The sequence below is a fragment of the Rathayibacter sp. AY1A3 genome (genome assembly GCF_002930975.1).
GTDB lineage: Bacteria > Actinomycetota > Actinomycetes > Actinomycetales > Microbacteriaceae > Rathayibacter.
Map to the genome: position 1 here is coordinate 63,237 of NZ_PSTO01000005.1, position 18,547 is coordinate 81,783.

The window sequence follows — 18,547 nt, forward strand, 5'->3', positions numbered from 1 at the left end:
GACCCGAGGAGCAGCCGTGCCCAGAGAACAGGGACAGAAGGTCGTCGCGACCAACCGCAAGGCGCGCCACGACTACCTCATCGAGGACACCTACGAGGCGGGCCTCGTGCTCACCGGCACCGAGGTGAAGTCCCTCCGGGCCGGCCGGGCCTCGCTGGTCGACGGCTACGCGTTCGTCGACGGGGGAGAGGCGTGGCTCGACGCCGTCCACATCAACGAGTGGGCGCAGGGCACCTGGACGAACCACCCGCCGCGCCGCAAGCGCAAGCTGCTGCTGCACAAGGCGCAGATCCTCAAGATCCACAACAAGGTGAAGGAGGGCGGGTACACGCTGATCCCGCTCTCGCTGTACTTCAGCGACGGCAAGGCCAAGGTCGAGCTGGCTGTGGCCAAGGGCAAGAAGGACTACGACAAGCGCCAGGTCCTCCGCGAGCGCCAGGACCGCCGCGAGGCGGACCGTGCGATGTCGACCCGCCGCCGCCTCGGCGAGTAGGCCTCGGCGGGCACTGTCCGACGGGTGCCGCGCAAGCCTCTTCTTCGCGCCCCGTGCTTTGGGAGACTGGGGCGCGTGACCTCCCCTGAGAACAGCGCCCCCGCCGCCCTGAGCGCCGCCGACGAGAAGACGCGGTGGCGCGCTTTCGCGGTGAGCGTCGGAGTCGCGGCCATCACGATCCTCGACCTCTCGAAGGTCAACGTCGGCCTGCCGTCGATCGAGCGCTCGCTCGGAGCGGACGCGAGCCAGCTGCAGCTGATCGTCGCGGGCTACGCGCTCGCCTTCGGACTGGCGCTCGTGCCGGCCGGCCGGCTGGGCGACATCCGCTCGCGCCGCCTGCTGTTCCTCATCGGGCTGACCGCGTTCACGGTGACGAGCCTGCTCTGCGCGCTCGCGCCGTCGATCGAGCTGCTCGTCGTCGCGCGCTTCCTGCAGGGCGTCGCCGCGGGAATCCAGATGCCCCAGGTCCTCGGGCTGGTGCAGCAGATGTTCACCGGCGCCGAGCGGGCCCGGGCCTTCGGGGTCTTCGGCGCGACCATCGGCCTGTCGACCGCCTTCGGCCCGACCCTCGGCGGCCTCCTGATCGCGATCGGCGGCGAGCAGGACGGCTGGCGCCTGCTGTTCTGGATGAACATCCCGCTGGGCGTCGCCGCGCTGGTCTTCGCCTGGAAGCTCATCCCGAAGAAGCGCTCGCGGCCCGAGGGAGACCGGTCCCTCGACCCGGTCGGCCTGCTCCTGCTGGCGGTCGCGATCTTCGCGTTCATGCTGCCGTTCCTGCTGACCACGGGCTCCTCCTCGGACTCGCCCTACCGCTGGTTCTGGCTGGTCCTCGCCGCGGCCGCCGCCGCCGTCTTCGTGCGCTGGGAGGCGCACTACGCCGCGTCGGGGCGGACGCCCGTCATCGACTTCCGCATCTTCCGGACCAGCTCCTACCGCAACGGCATCCTGGTCGCGACCTCCTACTTCGCCGCGATCCCGGCGACCTTCCTCCTCACCACGCTCTTCCTCCAGCAGGGGCTCGGCCTCGAGCCGGTGTTCGCCGGCATGGTGAGCATCCCGTTCGCGCTGACCTCGGCGGTGACAGCCTGGTACGGCGGCAAGCTCGTGCAGCGCTACGGCCGCGCACTGGTGGTGCTCGGCATCGTGCTCGTGGTCATCGGCTTCACGCTCGTGCTGCTCGCCGCCGAGCTCCTCCCGGCCGAGACCGCGGCCTACGGCATGGGTGCCGCGATGCTCGTCGCCGGGGCCGGCGGCGGCTTCGTCGTGTCGCCGAACCAGACGCTCACCCTCGCCGAGATCCCGCCGGCGCAGGGCGGCGTGGCGGGCTCCGTGGGCCAGCTCGGCCAGCGCGTGGGCACCGCGGTCGGCACCGCCTGCGCCTCCGCCGTCTTCTTCGCGACGCTGGCGAGCGAGCAGGGGATGGCGGAGGGGCTGGACCGCTACCACGACGCCTTCCGCAACGGCTACTTCGTCACCCTCGGGCTGATCGCGCTCGCGCTCGTGCTGGGTCTGCTCGATCTGCGCCGCCGCCGGGTGACCGCCCGCGGAGCTGAGGTAGACTAGGACTCGTAACTCCACAGTGTGCGACGAACGACCCACTCCAGCGGCCTCCGGGCCGTCGAGTGCTCGCGGGGATGATCGGTTTCGACATTGCCTGCGAAACTGCGAGAAGCGGGTCGAGGATCCAGGGTCATCTCGTCAACGATCCCTGGAAAACACAGGTGCCGAACAGAAGCGCACCGACTTCGCTCTCGCTGCCTAAGCCAGAGTAGATAGTCCGTCAGCCCGTGGGTGCGTCCTCGCCCCGGATCCTGGCGTCATCTAGAGGACTTGCTGCGTCGTTACGCCTGAGGGCGACGCGGGACTTGCACTCGGGCTGGGCCCGTCGACCGATGCGCCGATGGTAACGGTCGGGGCCGAGCAGAACGCTCTCATCGGCTACACCCGTAGAAGGCGCAGAATCACAGCGATGGACGGGGGTTCGATTCCCCCCATCTCCACCACCGGTCGTCGTCGCACACTGGGAGCTCCGCTCCGCCGCCCTCACGACGGTCGCACGTCGAGCTGTCTGATCCGCCCGTAGAGGGTGAGCATCGCCAGCCGGTCGTCGTCGTCGTGCGCCGGGCCGGCGAGAGCCTGCGGCGGGGCCCAGTCCCGGTACAGCATGCCGGGCGCCAGCACGGCGACGGCGGTGCCGGCCGGGTAGTGGGCGCTGCGGTCCACCGGCAGCTCGGCGAACGCGTCGGGCAGGAGCCGGTGCAGCACCTCCAGCAGAGGACGGAGGCGTACTGCTCGCGCCTCGTGCACGGAGAGGGTCACGGCGTTCATCGCGGCGAGCGCGGCCACCAGGTGCTCGGCGGCGGCGTCGTCGTCGCACCGCTCGGTGACCAGCAGCGAGACCACACCACGCGGCTTCAGCCAGCCGAGCGTGGCGGCCTCGGCGTCGCCGTCCACCGAGACGACGCGGTCGGAGGCGTGGGCGTAGTCGTGCAGGAGCCGCGACCAGACGTCGCCCGGGCCGGGCCCGTCGACCTGCGCGACCGCCTCCGCCGCGGCGAGCAGGGAGCTCTGCCGGTGGAGCCTCGGGAACAGGCTGTCCGCCGGTCCCCAGTGCTGCTCGGCCGTGCGCGAGCGCTCGGGGGGTTCCTGATCGTGCCGGTCCTGCATGTCGACTCCTGAGCCGCCGGTCTCCGCGCCCCCTCGCGCCTGCCGGTCGTCCCTTCACCCTGCGCTCCGCCGGAGCGCGTGTCAATGAGCCGAACGGGGGTCGGTCGGAGCCGTGGTCAGCGAGCGGAGCCGAAGAGGCTGCCGGTGGTGGAGTCGTCGGCCGGATCGAGGACCGCGCAGACGATCGTGCGGTCTCCGTGGCGCCAGCCGACCTCTGAGGGGACGAGCGAGCGGTATTCGAGGGCGGAGTCGCCGTAGGCGATCCCCATCACGGCGCCGAACTCCGGCTCGCAGCCCGCCTCGGCCTGGGCGAGCAGCGTGTTGCGGCTGGTGTAGCGGTCTCCGGGCTGCGCGAACGTGTGGAAGACCTCCAGTGCGTGCTCCTCGGCGCACGGGACGACGTCCACGTCGGCGATGCGGTCGTCGCCCGGGTCGGCCAGGCAGTCGCCGCGCCGCAGCGAGAACACGTCGGTGACGCCGGCGGTCGCCACCGTGCCGCCCTCGTCACGCACGGCCTCCGGGCCGTCCGGCCCGACGACGGAGGAGCAGCCCGAGAGGAGCAGGAGGAGCGCCGCCGAGGCGAGCGCGGCCGTCCGGCTCCTCATCGCGGCGCCACGATCGCGAGCACCTCGTCGTGCAGCAGGCCGTTGGTGGCGACGGCGCTGCCGTGCCACGGCCCGTCCTCCCCGTCGGCGGAGGTGAAGCGGCCGCCCGCCTCCTGCACGATCGGCACCAGGGCCGCCAGGTCGTAGGGCTTCACGTCGAACTCGCCCGCACCGTCGAGAAGACCCTCGGCGACGAGCATGTAGGGCCACGCGTCCCCGTACGCCCGGTCGCGCCAGACGGCGCCGGCGAGCTCGAGCAGCTGCGGGAGACGGCCCGCGCCCTCCCACTGCTGAATGCTGTTGTAGCTGAAGGTCGCCGAGGCGAGCGTGTCGATCCCCGAGACGCGCAGCGGTCGCGGCTCGGCCCCGGCCTCCAGCTCGACGGCCCAGGCGCCGGAGCCCTCGGCCGCCCACCAGCGCGTGCCGAGAGCGGGAGCGGAGACGACTCCGACGACGGGGACGCCGTCGACCGCGAGCGCGATCAGGGTCGCCCAGATCGGGACGCCGCGGAGGAAGTGGGCGGTGCCGTCGATCGGGTCGAGGATCCACTGCCGCGAGGCCTCGCCCGAGGTGCCGAACTCCTCGCCGAGGATCGCGTCGTCCGGACGCTCGGCGGCGAGCAGCGCGCGGATCGCCTCCTCGACGGCGCGGTCGGCGTCGGTGACCGGGGTGCGGTCGAGCTTCGTGTCCACGACGAGGTCGAGCGCGCCGAACCGCTCCCGCGAGATCGCATCGGCCGCGTCCGCCAGGCGGAGGGCGAGTCGGAGGTCGTCGTCGAAGCTCTGGTCACTGCTCTGCGGGGTCACGCGACCACGATACCGGTGGGTCCCGCGGAGCCTCCGATCGCTGCCGCGGGCGGTCCGTCGCGCTCGATTTGACGAGACGGGGGGAGACGCTGGTAATGTGATCCCTCGGTTCGGCACGCACGATCAGCCGGCCGGAACGCACCTCTAGCTCAATCGGCAGAGCAACTGACTCTTAATCAGTGGGTTCTCGGTTCAAGTCCGAGGGGGTGCACCACCAGCCCCGCACCTCCTCGTGAGGTGCGGGGCTTCGTCGTTCCCGGTCCGAGTCCGTTCCCGACCTCCTCGGAGCGCCCGCGGGGGGGAGCGCCGGCCCGTGCTCACTCGCTGGAGGGTGCGGCGGTCGACGAGTCGAGCAGCGGCAGGACTCCGCGGAAGCCGGCGCTCGTGGAGCCGATCCCGACGTCGAGCGCGTCCAAGGCCCGGGCCTGGTCGTCTGCGGCGGCGGTCAGGCTCAGGGTGATGCGCGTCCGCGTGAAGGCCCGGGCGACGGTGCTCCAGGCGAGGTCGACGTCTCCGTCCGCCGACGCCAACAGGCGCCTGAGCATCCGCACGGTGTCCGGCGCAGAATGCGGACCGACCCCCGTTCGCGTGGCAGGATCTCCGTTCGCTTCCGTTTCCCCTCCAGAAAGGACCGATGTGCCCGAAGACGTCCTCCCCGTGATCGGCTCGATCGCGCTCGCCGTGGTGATCGCGGTCGTGATCGCCGTGGTCGCGACCGCCGTCGTCGCCCTCGTGCTGCGCTCGGTCGGCAAGCGCAAGACCTGGGCGCGCCTGCTGATCCGGCGTCTGCGCATCCCGTTCCGCGTGCTGCTGATGACCATCGCGGTCTGGGCCGCGCTCGCCGCCACCGTGTCGGGCGACCCCTGGCCGGGTCTCGTGCAGCGGGTGTTCCAGATCGCCACGATCGGCGCGGCGGCGTGGGTGATCGGATCCCTGTTCGTGTTCCTCGAGGACCTGGGCGCCGAGCGCTACCGGACCGACACGGCCGACAACCGCCGGGCACGCCGCCTCCGCACGCAGATGACGATCATCCGGAGGGTCGCCGTGGCGGCCGTCGTGGTCATCGCGATCGGCGCCTCGCTGCTGACCTTCCCCGAGGCCCGCACGGCCGGTGCGAGCCTCCTGGCCTCGGCCGGCGTGCTCTCGATCGTGGCGGGCCTGGCCGCGCAGTCGAGCCTCACGAACATCTTCGCCGGGATGCAGCTCGCCTTCAGCGACGCCATCCGCCTGGACGACGTGGTGATCGTCGAGACCGAGTGGGGGCGGATCGAGGAGATCACGCTGACCTACGTCGTCGTCCACCTCTGGGACGACCGCCGCCTGGTGCTGCCCACGAACTACTTCACGACCCAGCCGTTCCAGAACTGGACCCGCACCGGGTCCGAGCTGCTCGGCGCCGTCGAGCTCGACCTGGACTGGCGGGTCAGCCCCGAGCAGATGCGCGAGGAGCTGCACCGCATGCTCGAGGAGACCGACCTCTGGGACCGGCGCACCAGCGTGCTGCAGGTGACCGACGCGACGGGCGGCTTCGTCCGGATCCGGGTGCTCGTCACCGCGAAGGACGCGCCGACGCTCTTCGACCTGCGCTGCTACGTGCGCGAGCGGCTCGTCTCGTGGCTGCACGAGAACGACCCCGTCGCCCTCCCGCGTCAGCGCGTCGAGTTGGAGCGGGAGCCCGCTCCCGCCGCGACCCCGCGCAGGCACGGGTCCTCCGCCCCGGACAACCTGTTCTCGGGCGACGAGCGCTCGAACGAGCGGGGGGCGATGTTCACGGGTCTCATCGACCTGCGGGACGCCCCGAAGCGGGATACCCCGAAGCGGGAGCTGCCGCCGAGGGACTGACTCCTGCGAGGACGCCGCTCCCACGGCCGCACCCGGGGTGCGCGCGGCGAGCGGCGTCCCGCAGGGCGGTCAGCGGTTCACGGAGCTCATGTCGGCGTAGCGGTCGCCGACGGGGGCCTCGAGCGCGCCGAGGACGTCGAGCTGCTCCGCGGTCAGCACGAGGGCGTCCGCGGCCGCGTTCTCCTCGATGCGCGAGACGCGCTTGGTGCCCGGGATCGGAGCGATGTCCTCGCCCTGGGCGAGCAGCCAGGCGAGCGCCACCTGCGCGGCGGTCGCGTCCGCCTCTGCCGCCACACGGTCGACGGCCTCCACGATGCGGAGGTTCGCCTCCAGCGCTCCGTCGGCGAAGCGGGGGTTGTCGCGGCGGAAGTCGTCGCTGCCCAGCTCGGCGACCGAGCGGATGCTGCCCGTGAGGAAGCCGCGGCCCAGCGGCGAGTACGGGACGAAGCCGATGCCGAGCTCGCGGAGGACCGGCAGCACCTCCGCCTCGGGGTCGCGGGTCCAGAGCGAGTACTCGGACTGCACAGCGGTGACCGGGTGCACGGCGTGAGCGCGCCGGATCGTCGCGGGCGCCGCCTCCGAGAGGCCGTAGCCGCGGAGCTTGCCCTCCTGGATCAGCTCCGCGAAGGCCCCGGCGGTCTCCTCGACCGGGACGCCCGGGTCCATGCGGTGCTGGTAGTAGAGGTCGATGCGGTCGGTCCCGAGGCGCGCGAGCGAGCCCTCGACGGCGAGCCGCAGGTTCTCCGGGGAGCCGTCGAGTCCGCGGCCCCCGTCGCCGCGGTGGCGGATCATGCCGAACTTGCTCGCCAGCACCACCTCGTCGCGGCGGCCTGCCAGCGCGCGGCCGAGCAGCTCCTCGTTGGTGTACGGGCCGTAGATCTCGGCGGTGTCGAGGAACGTGACGCCGAGCTCGAGGGCGCGGTGCACGGTGCGGATCGACTCCGCGTCGTCGGTGCCGGCGCCGGTGTAGAACGCCGACATGCCCATCGCGCCGAGCCCGAGGCGCGAGACCTCGAGGGCGGCGACGTCGGATCCGAGGGTGATCGTCTTCATCAGTGGGTGGTCCTCTCCTGGTACGCCGCGATCTTGATGTCGATCGCGGCGAGGCTGGCGTGTGTCCGGGCGAGCTGCGCCTCGACCTCATCGCGGTGCGTCCGGAGCAGCGCGAGGCGCTCCGGCTCCGTGGCGGGCCCGATCCGGAGGAGCCGGGCGTACTCGCGGATCCGCGCGATCGGCATCCCGGTCGCGCGGAGCTTGGTGAGGAAGTCGACCCAGCCGACGTCGGCCGGCCGGTAGCGGCGGTGCTGCGACGAGGCGCGCTCGACCGGGTCGAGCATGAGCCCGGCGCGCTCGTAGTAGCGCAGGGTGTGCACGGTGAGACCGGTGACGGCGGCGACCTGCGAGATCGACAGCACCTCCGGCTCGGCCGGGGCGGCGGTGGCGGTGGACATGGCGTCAACCTACGACTTCGAGTGCGCTCGAGGTCAAGCGGGAGCGGGCGACTCAGCCGACCTCGCGGCTGAAGCCCAGGAGGGCCTCGGCGATGCGGGCGTCCGCCTCCTCGTGGCTGATGGTCGCCTCGCCGTCGCCCGCCTGCGGCCCGTACCAGCCGAAGTCGGCGTGGTTGGCGCCGTCGATCTCGACGAGGTCGGCGGAGGAGGGCAGCCGGACGCTCGCGTCGGCGACCTTCTCCGGCGTGCTGAGCCCGTCCTCCGATCCGCTGACACTGAGGACGGGGAGCCCGGAGCCCGAGAGGTCGTTCGCGCAGTAGCTGCCGAGCAGCACCAGGCCCGCCACCGCCGGGTCCTCGGCCCACTGGCAGGCCTTCACGCCGCCGAGGGAGTGGCCGCCGACGAGCCAGCGGTCGACGCCCTCGGCCTGGCTGGTGAAGGTCTCGAGGGAGCGGAGGTCGAAGAAGGCCAGGTGCAGGATCGGCCGCGTGATCACGACGGTCGCCCCGGCGTCGACCAGCGGAGCCAGGGTCGCCTCGTAGGAGGAGGCGTCGACCTTCGCTCCGGGGATGAAGACCAGGCCCGTGCCGGCCAGCTCGCCGGTCGAGGTCGGCGTCATCACGAGCGCGTCGTCCGTGCGCTCGACCGCGATCGCCGGATCGGCGCGCACACGGGCGAGGGCGTCCTCGTCGGGGCCGCTGACGATCGAGCTCCAGGTGAGGAAGCCGAGGACCGCGACTCCGAGGACTCCGCCGATGCTCGCGAGAACGACGCGGCGGCGCCTCATCGGGCTGCCGCGATCGCGTCGGCCGCCTGCACCAGGGCGAGGTGGGAGAGGGCCTGGGGAGTGTTCCCCGCGTGCCGGCGGCCCTCGACGTCGTACTCCTCCGAGAGGAGGCCCACGTCGTTGCAGAGCCCGACGAGCCGGTCCATCAGGGTCCGCGCGTCGTCGATCCGGCCGGAGTCGGCGTACTGCCGGACGAGCCAGAAGGAGCAGGCGAGGAACGGGTGCTCGCCGCCCGCGAGGCCGTCGACCGAGGACTCGGTCCGGTAGCGGTGCAGCAGGCCGTCCTGCAGGAGCACGCGCTCCAGCTCGGCGACGGTGCCCAGCATCCGCGGGTCGTCGGCGGGGACGAACCCGACCATCGGCAGCACGAGGAGCGACGCGTCGACCTCGGGCGAGCCGTAGGACTGCACGAAGTGGCCGCGCTCGGCGTCGAAGCCCTGGGCCTCGATCTCGGCGCGCACCTCGTCGCGGAGGCGCTCCCAGGTCTCGACCGGACCGGGCAGGCCGTTCTCGCGCACGGCGCGGACGCCCCGATCGAGCGCGGCCCAGATCATGACCCGCGAGTGCGTGAAGTGCCGCGGCTCGCCCCGGATCTCCCAGATGCCGTTGTCCGGCCGCTGCCAGTTGGTCTCGACGAAGCCCAGGAGCGCGCGCTGGAGCGGCCAGGAGAACTCCGTCTCGTCCACTCCGGCCACGCGGGCCTCGTGCAGAGCGACCATCACCTCGCCGATCACGTCCGCCTGGTACTGGTCGACGGCGGCGTTCCCGATCCGCACGGGGGAGGCGCCGTCGTAGCCGGGCAGACTCGGCATCTCCCGCTCGGGCAGGTCGCGCTCGCCCGCGAGGCCGTACATGATCTGCACGTCCTCCGGCGCGCCCGCGACCGCGCGGAGCAGCCATGCCCGCCACTTCTGCGCCTCCTGCTCGAACCCGTGCGCGAGCAGGGCCTGCAGGGTGAGCGAGGCGTCGCGGAGCCAGACGTAGCGGTAGTCCCAGTTGCGGGCGCCGCCGAACTGCTCCGGGAGCGAGGTGGTCGCCGCCGCGACGATGCCGCCGGTCTCGTCGTCGGTCAGGGCGCGGAGGGTGAGCAGCGAGCGGACGACGGCGTCGCGGTGCGGCCCGTCGTAGTCGATCGCCGACGCCCACTCGGACCACCAGGAGAGCGTGCGCTCCAGCGCGCGGTCGACGTCGAGGCGCTTCGGCGCCCGCTGGTGCGAGGGGAACCACGCCATCGAGAGGTCGACGACCGCGTCCGCGTCGACGTCGAACTCCGCCGCGTGGGCGTGGTCGACGGCCTTCAACCGCACTCCGCGCACCACGACCGCGTCGGGCCCGGCGACGGCGACGAGCAGCGGATCCTCGTCCGTCCCCTCCTGCCGCACCCACGGCACGGTGCGGGCGTAGTCGAAGCGGATGCGCAGCTCCTGCCGCATCCGGACGGTCCCCGACACTCCGCGCACCCGGCGCACCAGCTCGGCGCGCTCGTCGCGCAGCGGCATCACGTCGACCACCTCGACGACGCCGGTGGGCGTCGTCCACCGGGTGACCAGCGCGAGCGTGTCGCCGAGGTAGTGGCGCTCGCTCGTCGCCTCCCCGTCCACCGGCCGGAGCGACCAGCGCCCCTGGTCGTCGCCGCCGAGGAGGGCGCCGAAGACGGAGGCGGAGTCGAAGCGCGGCAGGCACAGCCAGTCGATCCCCCCGTCGCGGGAGACGAGAGCGGCCGTGCGGCAGTCGGAGAGGACGGCGTAGTCCTCGATCGGGGAGACCATGCGGCGATCCTCTCAGGTGCGGCTGTGGCCTCCCAGTCAAGGCGGAGCGGGGCTCTTCAGCGCCGCCGTAGGGTGAGCCGCATGGCACAGACCGTCTCGACCCTGCTCATCCTCGGAGCGACGGGGGACCTGTCCTCGCGGCTCCTCCTCCCCGCCGTCGGCCAGCTGCTGACCCGCGAGACCGACCGGCGGGTCCACCTCGTCGGCGCGGGACGCGAGGACTGGACCCAGGAGCACTGGCACGAGGTGCTGACCGCCTCCTTCGCCACCGTCGAGGCGCAGGGCGAGGGCGTGGACGCGCTCACCTCCGGCACGCGCTACCAGCAGGTCGACGTCACCGATCCGGAGGCGCTCGCCGCACTGCTCGCGAGCTGCGCCGGTCCGGTGGCGGTCTACTTCGCCCTCCCGCCGACGATCGCGGCGAAGGCCTGCGAGGCGCTCGCCGCCCACGACCTGCCGGAGGGCACCGTGCTGGCGCTGGAGAAGCCGTTCGGGACCGACGAGGCGAGCGCGCACGCCCTCAACCAGCGCCTCGCCGCGCTGGTCCCCGAGGACCGCATCCACCGCGTCGACCACTTCCTCGGCCGCGCGACCGTGATGAACGTGCTCGGCCTGCGCTTCGCCAACCGGATCCTCGAGCCGCTGTGGTCGGCCGAGCACATCGAGAGCGTCGAGATCGTCTACGACGAGCAGCTGGCCCTCGAGGGGCGGGCGAGCTACTACGACGGCGCGGGCGCGCTGACCGACATGATCCAGAGCCACCTGCTGCAGGTCCTCGCGGTGATCGCGATGGAGCCGCCGTCCTCGCTCGACGCGGCCGACCTCCGGGACGCGAAGTCGATCGTCCTGCGCGCCACCCGCCTGCACGGCGACGACCCCGCCGCGAGCTCGCGCCGCGCCCGCTACACAGCGGGGACGATCGACGGACGCGAGCTGCCCGCCTACGCGGACGAGAAGGGCGTGGACCCCGCTCGCCGGACCGAGACGCTGGCCGAGCTGGTCGTCGAGATCGACACCTGGCGCTGGGCCGGCGTGCCGTTCACCCTCCGCTCCGGCAAGGCGCTCGGGGAGCGGCGACGCGAAGTGGTCATCCGCTTCAAGCCGGTGCCGCACCTGCCCCGCGGCTTCGTGGGCACCGAGGCGCCGTCCGTGCTGCGGCTGTTCCTCGCGCCCGACCAGATGTCGCTCGAGCTGAACATCAACGGCCCCGGCGACCCGTACACGCTCGAGCGCGCCTCGCTGGAGGCGACCTTCGGCGCGGGCGAGCTGCTGGCGTACGGCGAGGTCATCTCGGGGATCCTCGACGACGACCCGTCGCTCTCGGTCCGCGGGGACGCCGCCGAGGAGTGCTGGCGCATCGTGCAGCCCGCGATCGACGCGTGGCACGCGGACCGGGTGCCGCTCGACGAGTACCCGGCGGGCAGCGAGGGACCCGGGAGCTGGCCGACGCTCTGACGGGCGGCCGGGGGAGGGGCGGCCGCGGGGGATCTCGAGACGGCGGCCGCGCCGCCTCCTCGATCAGCGGGAAGGGCGACGTCGCTCGTCGGGTCGGCCGGAGGGCGAGCCCGCCGGCCGACCGCTCGGGTCAGGAGCGGGTCGCGACGGGGGTGTCGACGTCGACGTCGGCGGGGGCCGGCTCCGCCCAGACGGCGATCGGCTTCGGCTCCCAGGTGAGGGCGGCCGGCTCCACCGGGGGAGTGGAGGCGCGCATCACGGGGATCGCCTCGGTGACCGGGGACGACGTCCGCTCGGCGCCGGCGCGGAGCTGCTCCTCCTGGATGGCGGCGGAGAGCTCGTGGGCGAGGGAGCGCGCGAGCATCCCGTGGAAGATCGGGTCGCGGTCGTCGTGGCTGCGGCGCGTGACGACCCAGGCGCCCTCGGATCCGACGAAGGCCGCGAGCCGCTCGTGGACGACGGCGAAGAGCTCGTCCTGCGTGAGGACGGGGGCCGCCTCGACGACCTCGGTGGCCGCCTTGCGACGCCTCAGACGAAACCTCATGACGAACCCCGTTTCCCGTGCCGGCAGCGACTGGGAACAGTGTCGCCGCCACCGGGTCGGGAGACCGGCTGACACGCCGCCCCGCGGGGAGGCGGCGCGTCAGGAGGGCCTAGCGGTCGCGCTTCTTGCCGCGCTCCTCCTTGACGATCTCCTTCGAGTCGTAGGACACGGAGCCCAGGGCGACGGTGACCGAGATGGCCCAGCTGACCCACTGGAGGGCCAGGCGCCAGTCGCGCGGGCCCTTGCGCGTGGTCTGCAGGATCGACCAGCCGCCGACGATCGCGCTGATGACGCTGGAGTTGAGGATGAACTTGCGCATGCGTGTGCCTCCCGTGTTCACCCCGACGCTAGCGGGTGCGAAAGCTCTCAGAGGAACGCTTGACAGCACCGAGGGGTTGTCCCGCTACGGTGGACCGCCGCCGGGACCCGAATCCTCGAGCCGGGGCACGCCGAGGAGAACGGGAACGACATGCGCACGGCTGTGATCGGGGCGGTGCTGCTTGTCGTCGGGGCGGTGGCCGTCGTCACGGGGGTCCTCCCGATGGACGCGCTGGGCGAGCTGGTCGAGCGGACGGCGCCGATCCTCGGCTTCGTGGTCGCGGTGACCGTGGTCGCCGAGCTGGCCTCCGAGGCCGGCGTCTTCACCGTGGTCGCCGAGCGCTCCGCCGAGTGGGGCCGCGGGCGGACCGCGGTGCTCTGGCTGCTGGTGGTGGCGATGGCCGTCGTCAGCACGGTGTTCCTCTCGCTCGACACGACCGCCGTGCTCCTGACCCCGGTCGTGGTCCTGCTCGCGGCGCACGTGCGCGTCCCGCCCCTGCCGTTCGCGATGGCCACGGTCTGGCTGGCGAACTGCGCCTCCCTCCTCCTCCCCGTCTCGAACCTCACCAACCTGCTCGCGCAGCGGCGCCTGGGGGTCGAGGGCCCCTTCGCCTTCGCCGCGCTGACCGCGGTGCCCGCGCTCGTCGCGGCCGTCGTGCCCGTGCTGATCCTCGCGATCCGCTACCGGCGCGAGCTGGCCGGGCGCTACACCGCGGGGGAGCGGACGCCGGTGGAGGACCGGGTGCTGCTCGTCGGCGCGGGGATCGTCGTGGCGCTGCTCCTGCCGGCGCTCGTCTCGGGCCTCGAGGTGTGGATCCCGGCGACGGTCGCCGCGGTCGCGCTGATCGTCCTCTTCGCGGTGCGCCGTCCCGCGGCGCTCACGCCCGCCCTCCTGCCGTGGCAGCTCGTCGTCTTCGCGTCGGGCCTCTTCGTGGCGATGGAGGCGGCGCACCAGCTCGGGCTGGGCGCGGCGCTCGCCGTGGTCGCGGGGGAGGGGAGCGGGACGCTCGACCTGCTGCGCCTCGCCGGCTCCGGCGCGGTCGCCTCCAACCTGGTCGACAACCTGCCCGCCTACCTCGCCCTCGAGCCCGTCGCGGCGGATCCGCTCCGCCTGGTCGCCCTGCTGATCGGCGTGAACGCCGGACCGCTGATCACCCCGTGGGCCTCGCTCGCCACCCTGCTCTGGCACCAGAGGCTGACCGCGCTGGGCGTGCACGTCTCGTGGCGCCAGTACGCGCTCCTCGGACTCGTCGCGGTCGTCCCGACGGTGGGCGGAGCGACGCTCGCCCTCGCCCTCGTGCAGGGCTGACCCCCCGTCCCCCGTGCGGGGCCGGCTGATAGCCTCGACGGGCACGACGACGGCTCGACCGACGAAAAGGGACCACCATTCCTCCGCACTCCGCCTCCGCCTCCTCCGCCGCTGACAGGACCGACGCCGGGACCTCGGGAGGGACCGAGCGCAACGCGTTCGTGGTCGTCTCGAACCGCCTCCCCGTGGACCGCGTCGTGGCCGAGGACGGCACCGCCTCCTGGAAGACCTCACCCGGCGGGCTGGTCACCGCGCTCGAGCCGGTGATGCGCGCGAACGAGGGCGCCTGGGTCGGCTGGCCCGGCGTGGCCGACGAGGAGGTCGCCCCGTTCGTCGACAACGGCGTGCAGATCGTCCCCGTCGCCCTCAGCGCGCAGGAGCTCGAGGACTACTACGAGGGCTTCTCGAACGACACGCTCTGGCCGCTGTACCACGACGTGATCGCGCCCCCGACCTACCACCGCGACTGGTGGGACGCCTACGTGCGGGTCAACCAGCGCTTCGCCGAGGCGGCCGCGGCCGTGACGGAGGAGGACGGCGTGGTCTGGGTCCAGGACTACCAGCTCCAGCTCGTGCCCAAGATGCTGCGGGAGCTCCGGCCCGACGTCACGATCGGCTTCTTCAACCACATCCCGTTCCCGCCCTACGGGATCTTCGCGCAGCTCCCGTGGCGCCGGCAGATCGTCGAGGGCCTGCTCGGCGCCGACGTGATCGGCTTCCAGCGCCAGGGAGACGCGGGCAGCTTCCTCCGCGCGGTCCGGCGCCTGCTGGGCTACGACACCCGCAGCACGGTCGTCGAGGTCCCGGTCGAGGAGGAGGCCGTCGGCGGCACCCGCCGCGTCAACCGCTCGCGGCGCGGGGCGAGCGTGCGCCCGGTCGTCGCCCGGCACTTCCCGATCTCGATCGACTCCGCGTCGTTCGAGGCGATGGCGCGCACCCCCGAGATCCAGGCCCGCGCCGCCGAGATCCGCGCCGAGCTGGGCAACCCCGCGACGATCATGCTCGGCGTCGACCGGCTCGACTACACCAAGGGGATCGGCCACCGCCTGAAGGCCTTCGGCGAGCTCCTGGCGGACGGCCGCCTCACCTCCGAGGACGCGGTGCTGGTCCAGGTCGCGAGCCCGAGCCGCGAGCGCGTGGACACCTACCGGCAGCTGCGCGACGACATCGAGCTGCAGGTCGGCCGGATCAACGGCGACTACAGCACGCTCGGGCACCCGGCGATCAGCTACCTCCACCACGGCTACCCGCGCGAGGAGATGGTGGCGCTCTACCTCGCCGCCGACGTCATGCTCGTGACGGCGCTGCGCGACGGGATGAACCTCGTCGCGAAGGAGTACGTCGCGTCCCGCTTCGATAACGACGGCGTGCTCGTGCTGAGCGAGTTCGCCGGAGCGGCCGACGAGCTCAAGCAGGCCGTGCAGGTGAACCCGCACGACATCTCGGGGCTGAAGGACGCGATGGAGGCCTCGGCGCGGATGCCGCGCGTCGAGCGCACCCGGCGCATGCGCGCGCTCCGTCGCCGCGTGCTCGAGAACGACGTGGCGCGCTGGTCCGAGTCGTTCCTCTCCGCTCTCGCGGAGCACGCGGCCGGCCAGCAGCTCGACGTGCGGCCCGCCGCCCGCGGGCAGGAGGCGCCGCACGGCCAGGAGGCCGAGCACCGCGACGACTCGGCGCACGGACAGGCGGCCGAGCTCGAGCGGGAGGCCGCCGACGACCGCGAGCTCGACGGCGGCGCGCGATGAGCGAGGGAGTGCCCGAGCGGCTCGCGGCGGCGCTGCGGGAGCTCGCCGCGGCCGACCGGCTCCTGGTGGCCCTCGACTTCGACGGCACACTCGCGCCCGAGGTCGACGACCCCGCCCGCGCGCGGGCGCTCCCCGAGGCGCGCGAGGCCGTGCTGCGGCTCCTCGCCCTCCCCGGCACCCGGGTCGCGCTGGTCTCCGGCCGGGCGCTCGGGAGCCTGGAGGAGGTCTCGCAGCTGCCGGACGAGGCGCTGCTGGTCGGCTCCCACGGCATCGAGATCCGCCTCGACCCCGAGGAGGACGCGGTCCGGCTCGACGACGACGAGCTCGAGAAGGTGGGAGTGCTCGAGGACGTCCTGAAGGGCATCGCCCGCGGGATCGACAACGTCTGGATCGAGGACAAGCCCGCCGGCTTCGCCCTGCACACCCGCCTCGCGACCGAGCGCCACAGCCGCGTCGCCCACGTCGTCGCCCTCTCCGAGGCGCGCGCCGAGGTGCAGGGGGTCACCGTCCGCGAGGGCAAGAACGTCCTGGAGTTCTCGGTCCGCTCGACCACCAAGGGCGAGGCCGTGCAGCACCTCCGCCGCTACACCGGCGCGACCGCCGTGCTCTACGCGGGCGACGACGTGACGGACGAGGACGCCTTCGCGGTCCTCGGCTCCGGCGACGTCGGCATCAAGAGCGGCGAGGGCACCACCGCGGCCTCCTACCGGGTCCGCGGTCCCGAGCAGGTCGCGCACGCACTCCGGCTGCTCGCCGACCTGCGCGCGGAGTAGCAGCTCCCTCCCGGCGGTCAGCGCCGGCGGGTCCCGGATCGCCGACTCGCCGAGGACGGCCGTCCGCCGACGCGGGGAGCAGCCGTTCGCGACGGGTCGGAGATCCGCGGGGACGTCCGCATCCGGTGCCGCTGCCGGAGGCCGGGGCCGGGACGGGTGCGCGGGCCGGTCCGGGTCCGCCCGGCGAGCAGGGGCACCGCGCGCGAGGCGGTAGCCTCATCGCATGCCGGAAATCGATTGGAAGCCCCGCTCGCGCACCGTCACGGACGGCATCGAGGCCACGACGTCGCGCGGGATGCTGCGGGCGGTCGGGATGGGCGATGACGACTGGGAGAAGCCCCAGATCGGCATCGCGTCCTCGTGGAACGAGATCACCCCCTGCAACCTCTCGCTCGAGCGCCTCGCGCGCTCCGCGAAGGAGGGCGTGCACTCCGGCGGCGGCTACCCGCTCCAGTTCGGCACCATCTCCGTCTCGGACGGCATCTCGATGGGCCACGAGGGCATGCACTTCTCGCTCGTCTCCCGCGAGGTCATCGCCGACTCCGTCGAGACCGTGATGATGGCCGAGCGCCTGGACGGCACCGTCATGCTGGCCGGCTGCGACAAGTCGCTGCCCGGCATGCTGATGGCCGCGGCCCGCCTCGACCTCGCCGCCGTGTTCGTCTACGCCGGCTCGATCGCCCCGGGCTGGGTCAAGCTCTCGGACGGCACCGAGAAGGACATCACGATCATCGACTCCTTCGAGGCCGTCGGCGGCGTCAAGGCCGGGATCATGTCCGAGGAGGACGCCAAGCGCATCGAGTGCGCCTTCGCCCCGGGCGAGGGCTCCTGCGGCGGCATGTACACCGCCAACACCATGGCCAGCGTCGCCGAGGCGCTCGGCATGAGCCTGCCCGGCTCCGCCTCGCCCGCCGCCGCCGACCGCCGCCGCGACTACTTCGCCCGCAAGTCCGGCGAGGCCGTCGTCGAGCTGCTGCGCAACGGGACCACGGCCCGCGACATCCTCACCAAGAAGGCGTTCGAGAACGCGATCGCGGTGGCGATGGCCTTCGGCGGGTCGACCAACGTCATCCTGCACCTGCTCGCGATCGCCAACGAGGCCGAGGTCGACCTCACGATCGACGACTTCAACCGCATCGGCGACACGATCCCGCACATCGGCGACCTCAAGCCCTTCGGCAAGTACGTCATGAACGACGTCGACCGCCACGGCGGCGTCCCGGCCGTGATGAAGGCGCTCCTGGACGCCGGGCTGCTCCACGGCGACTGCCTGACGGTCACCGGGAGGACGGTCGCCGAGAACCTCGCCGCGATGGACATCGCGCCGCTGGACGGCGAGGTCATCCGCACCCTCGACAACCCGATCCACGCGACCGGCGGGCTCACCATCCTCAAGGGCTCGCTCGCCCCCGAGGGCGCGGTCGTCAAGACCGCCGGCTTCGACGCCTCCGTCTTCGAGGGTCCGGCCCGCGTGTTCGAGCGCGAGCGCGCCGCGATGGACGCCCTGACCGAGGGCCGGATCGAGAAGGGCGACGTGGTGGTCATCCGCTACGAGGGCCCCAAGGGCGGCCCCGGCATGCGCGAGATGCTCGCCATCACCGCCGCCATCAAGGGGGCCGGGCTCGGAAAAGATGTACTACTGTTGACGGACGGACGATTCTCAGGCGGCACAACCGGCCTGTGCATCGGCCACATAGCTCCCGAATCGGTGGACGCAGGTCCCATCGCATTCGTTCGCGACGGAGACCCGATTCGGGTCGACATCGCCGCTCGCTCGATCGACCTACTCGTCGACGAGTCCGAGCTCGCCGCCCGCCGAGAAGGCTGGGCCCCTCTCCCTCCGCGCTACACCCGCGGTGTCCTCGCCAAGTACGCCAAGCTCGTCCGCTCGGCAGCCGAGGGCGCCGTCACCGGGTGACCCGGCCCGCTCCGGCCGGCCGCGCACTCGCGTTCCCGGGCACTCGCCTCCGGCTCTGCCCGCCG

At 72.8% G+C, this 18,547-nt stretch carries 18 protein-coding genes, 1 tRNA gene and 1 other RNA gene; 10 read left to right on the plus strand and 10 right to left on the minus strand.

From position 1 onward, the window contains the following. Positions 1 to 16: 16 nt before the first annotated feature. The 3 genes from smpB (at position 17) to ssrA (ending at position 2,496) form a co-directional block, all read left to right on the plus strand. On the plus strand, positions 17 to 493 hold the full coding sequence (gene smpB, locus C5C10_RS03705; RefSeq protein WP_104223558.1) for an SsrA-binding protein SmpB: 477 nt from the start codon (positions 17 to 19) through the stop codon (positions 491 to 493). Between the two features lie 75 nt (positions 494 to 568). Continuing rightward, positions 569 to 2,056 carry an MFS transporter gene (locus C5C10_RS03710; RefSeq protein WP_104223557.1) on the plus strand — a complete coding sequence of 496 codons (1,488 nt, stop codon included), beginning with the start codon at positions 569 to 571 and terminating at the stop codon, positions 2,054 to 2,056. 67 nt (positions 2,057 to 2,123) lie between these two features. Beyond that, positions 2,124 to 2,496, plus strand: a transfer-messenger RNA (tmRNA) gene (gene ssrA, locus C5C10_RS03715). 40 nt (positions 2,497 to 2,536) lie between these two features. On the opposite strand, the gene C5C10_RS03720 is transcribed toward ssrA, so the two are convergent. The 3 genes from C5C10_RS03720 to C5C10_RS03730 all read right to left on the minus strand — a co-directional run bounded on the left by C5C10_RS03720 (position 2,537) and on the right by C5C10_RS03730 (position 4,571). After that, positions 2,537 to 3,160, minus strand: a complete 624-nt coding sequence (locus C5C10_RS03720) for a hypothetical protein (RefSeq protein ID WP_104328548.1) — start codon at positions 3,158 to 3,160, stop codon at positions 2,537 to 2,539. A 116-nt stretch (positions 3,161 to 3,276) separates the two neighbouring features. Then, entirely contained in the window at positions 3,277 to 3,765 is a 489-nt protein-coding gene (locus C5C10_RS03725; protein WP_104238162.1) for a septum formation family protein, read from the minus strand. Beyond that, positions 3,762 to 4,571: an inositol monophosphatase family protein gene (locus tag C5C10_RS03730; protein WP_104223554.1), complete on the minus strand. Its 810-nt coding sequence runs from the start codon at positions 4,569 to 4,571 to the stop codon at positions 3,762 to 3,764. Before C5C10_RS03730 ends, C5C10_RS03725 begins: the two co-directional genes overlap by 4 nt. A gap of 138 nt (positions 4,572 to 4,709) precedes the next feature. Here C5C10_RS03730 and C5C10_RS03735 point away from each other — a divergent pair. Next, positions 4,710 to 4,785: transfer RNA gene (locus tag C5C10_RS03735), tRNA-Lys, on the plus strand. A gap of 103 nt (positions 4,786 to 4,888) precedes the next feature. Here C5C10_RS03735 and C5C10_RS17745 read toward each other — a convergent pair. Then, complete coding sequence (locus C5C10_RS17745) at positions 4,889 to 5,116, minus strand: hypothetical protein (RefSeq protein ID WP_181073382.1); 228 nt, start codon at positions 5,114 to 5,116, stop codon at positions 4,889 to 4,891. Between the two features lie 91 nt (positions 5,117 to 5,207). On the opposite strand from C5C10_RS17745, the gene C5C10_RS03745 reads away from it, so the two are divergent. Beyond that, positions 5,208 to 6,413 (plus strand): mechanosensitive ion channel family protein, encoded by a 1,206-nt coding sequence (locus C5C10_RS03745; protein WP_181073383.1) that lies wholly within the window; start codon positions 5,208 to 5,210, stop codon positions 6,411 to 6,413. Positions 6,414 to 6,482: 69 nt separating this feature from the next. Here the strand turns inward: C5C10_RS03745 and C5C10_RS03750 are convergent, their stop codons facing one another. Genes C5C10_RS03750 through C5C10_RS03765 form a run of 4 tightly spaced genes read right to left on the minus strand, consistent with a single transcriptional unit; the run spans position 6,483 to position 10,420 of the window. Then, entirely contained in the window at positions 6,483 to 7,466 is a 984-nt protein-coding gene (locus C5C10_RS03750) for an aldo/keto reductase (RefSeq protein WP_104226238.1), read from the minus strand. Next, positions 7,466 to 7,864, minus strand: a complete 399-nt coding sequence (locus C5C10_RS03755; protein ID WP_104328551.1) for a MerR family transcriptional regulator — start codon at positions 7,862 to 7,864, stop codon at positions 7,466 to 7,468. The genes C5C10_RS03750 and C5C10_RS03755 overlap by 1 nt, the downstream gene beginning before the upstream one ends. A gap of 52 nt (positions 7,865 to 7,916) precedes the next feature. After that, positions 7,917 to 8,651, minus strand: coding sequence for an alpha/beta hydrolase (locus C5C10_RS03760; RefSeq protein ID WP_104233210.1), 735 nt, complete (start codon positions 8,649 to 8,651; stop codon positions 7,917 to 7,919). After that, positions 8,648 to 10,420: a glycoside hydrolase family 15 protein gene (locus C5C10_RS03765; protein ID WP_104328552.1), complete on the minus strand. Its 1,773-nt coding sequence runs from the start codon at positions 10,418 to 10,420 to the stop codon at positions 8,648 to 8,650. The genes C5C10_RS03760 and C5C10_RS03765 overlap by 4 nt, the downstream gene beginning before the upstream one ends. 81 nt (positions 10,421 to 10,501) lie before the next feature. On the opposite strand from C5C10_RS03765, the gene C5C10_RS03770 reads away from it, so the two are divergent. Then, positions 10,502 to 11,875 carry a glucose-6-phosphate dehydrogenase gene (locus C5C10_RS03770; protein ID WP_181073384.1) on the plus strand — a complete coding sequence of 458 codons (1,374 nt, stop codon included), beginning with the start codon at positions 10,502 to 10,504 and terminating at the stop codon, positions 11,873 to 11,875. A gap of 130 nt (positions 11,876 to 12,005) precedes the next feature. Here the strand turns inward: C5C10_RS03770 and C5C10_RS03775 are convergent, their stop codons facing one another. Further along, positions 12,006 to 12,419 carry a hypothetical protein gene (locus tag C5C10_RS03775; protein WP_104328554.1) on the minus strand — a complete coding sequence of 138 codons (414 nt, stop codon included), beginning with the start codon at positions 12,417 to 12,419 and terminating at the stop codon, positions 12,006 to 12,008. 109 nt (positions 12,420 to 12,528) lie between these two features. Beyond that, positions 12,529 to 12,738 carry a hypothetical protein gene (locus C5C10_RS03780; protein WP_104223546.1) on the minus strand — a complete coding sequence of 70 codons (210 nt, stop codon included), beginning with the start codon at positions 12,736 to 12,738 and terminating at the stop codon, positions 12,529 to 12,531. Between the two features lie 150 nt (positions 12,739 to 12,888). Between C5C10_RS03780 and C5C10_RS03785 the strand changes: the two genes are divergently transcribed. The 4 genes from C5C10_RS03785 to ilvD all read left to right on the plus strand — a co-directional run bounded on the left by C5C10_RS03785 (position 12,889) and on the right by ilvD (position 18,482). Next, a complete protein-coding gene (locus tag C5C10_RS03785; RefSeq protein WP_104328555.1) occupies positions 12,889 to 14,046 on the plus strand; it encodes an SLC13 family permease in 1,158 nt (385 codons plus the stop codon). Positions 14,047 to 14,207: 161 nt separating this feature from the next. Further along, a complete protein-coding gene (locus C5C10_RS03790) occupies positions 14,208 to 15,791 on the plus strand; it encodes a trehalose-6-phosphate synthase (RefSeq protein WP_104226244.1) in 1,584 nt (527 codons plus the stop codon). Further along, positions 15,788 to 16,564, plus strand: a complete 777-nt coding sequence (otsB, locus tag C5C10_RS03795; protein ID WP_104226245.1) for a trehalose-phosphatase — start codon at positions 15,788 to 15,790, stop codon at positions 16,562 to 16,564. The genes C5C10_RS03790 and otsB overlap by 4 nt, the downstream gene beginning before the upstream one ends. A gap of 223 nt (positions 16,565 to 16,787) precedes the next feature. Next, positions 16,788 to 18,482: a dihydroxy-acid dehydratase gene (ilvD, locus tag C5C10_RS03800; RefSeq protein ID WP_104250142.1), complete on the plus strand. Its 1,695-nt coding sequence runs from the start codon at positions 16,788 to 16,790 to the stop codon at positions 18,480 to 18,482. Positions 18,483 to 18,547 lie beyond the last annotated feature (65 nt).

Bases quoted from the DNA above. Each gene is read 5' to 3' on its own strand.
- C5C10_RS03720 (WP_104328548.1), bottom strand. From the start codon at position 3,160: ATGCAGGACCGGCACGATCAGGAACCCCCCGAGCGCTCGCGCACGGCC.
- C5C10_RS03725 (WP_104238162.1), bottom strand. From the start codon at position 3,765: ATGAGGAGCCGGACGGCCGCGCTCGCCTCGGCGGCGCTCCTCCTGCTC.
- C5C10_RS17745 (WP_181073382.1), bottom strand. From the start codon at position 5,116: ATGCTCAGGCGCCTGTTGGCGTCGGCGGACGGAGACGTCGACCTCGCC.
- C5C10_RS03750 (WP_104226238.1), bottom strand. From the start codon at position 7,466: ATGAAGACGATCACCCTCGGATCCGACGTCGCCGCCCTCGAGGTCTCG.
- C5C10_RS03755 (WP_104328551.1), bottom strand. From the start codon at position 7,864: ATGTCCACCGCCACCGCCGCCCCGGCCGAGCCGGAGGTGCTGTCGATC.
- C5C10_RS03760 (WP_104233210.1), bottom strand. From the start codon at position 8,651: ATGAGGCGCCGCCGCGTCGTTCTCGCGAGCATCGGCGGAGTCCTCGGA.
- C5C10_RS03765 (WP_104328552.1), bottom strand. From the start codon at position 10,420: ATGGTCTCCCCGATCGAGGACTACGCCGTCCTCTCCGACTGCCGCACG.
- C5C10_RS03770 (WP_181073384.1), top strand. From the start codon at position 10,502: ATGGCACAGACCGTCTCGACCCTGCTCATCCTCGGAGCGACGGGGGAC.
- C5C10_RS03775 (WP_104328554.1), bottom strand. From the start codon at position 12,419: ATGAGGTTTCGTCTGAGGCGTCGCAAGGCGGCCACCGAGGTCGTCGAG.
- C5C10_RS03780 (WP_104223546.1), bottom strand. From the start codon at position 12,738: ATGCGCAAGTTCATCCTCAACTCCAGCGTCATCAGCGCGATCGTCGGC.
- C5C10_RS03785 (WP_104328555.1), top strand. From the start codon at position 12,889: ATGCGCACGGCTGTGATCGGGGCGGTGCTGCTTGTCGTCGGGGCGGTG.
- otsB (WP_104226245.1), top strand. From the start codon at position 15,788: ATGAGCGAGGGAGTGCCCGAGCGGCTCGCGGCGGCGCTGCGGGAGCTC.
- ilvD (WP_104250142.1), top strand. From the start codon at position 16,788: ATGCCGGAAATCGATTGGAAGCCCCGCTCGCGCACCGTCACGGACGGC.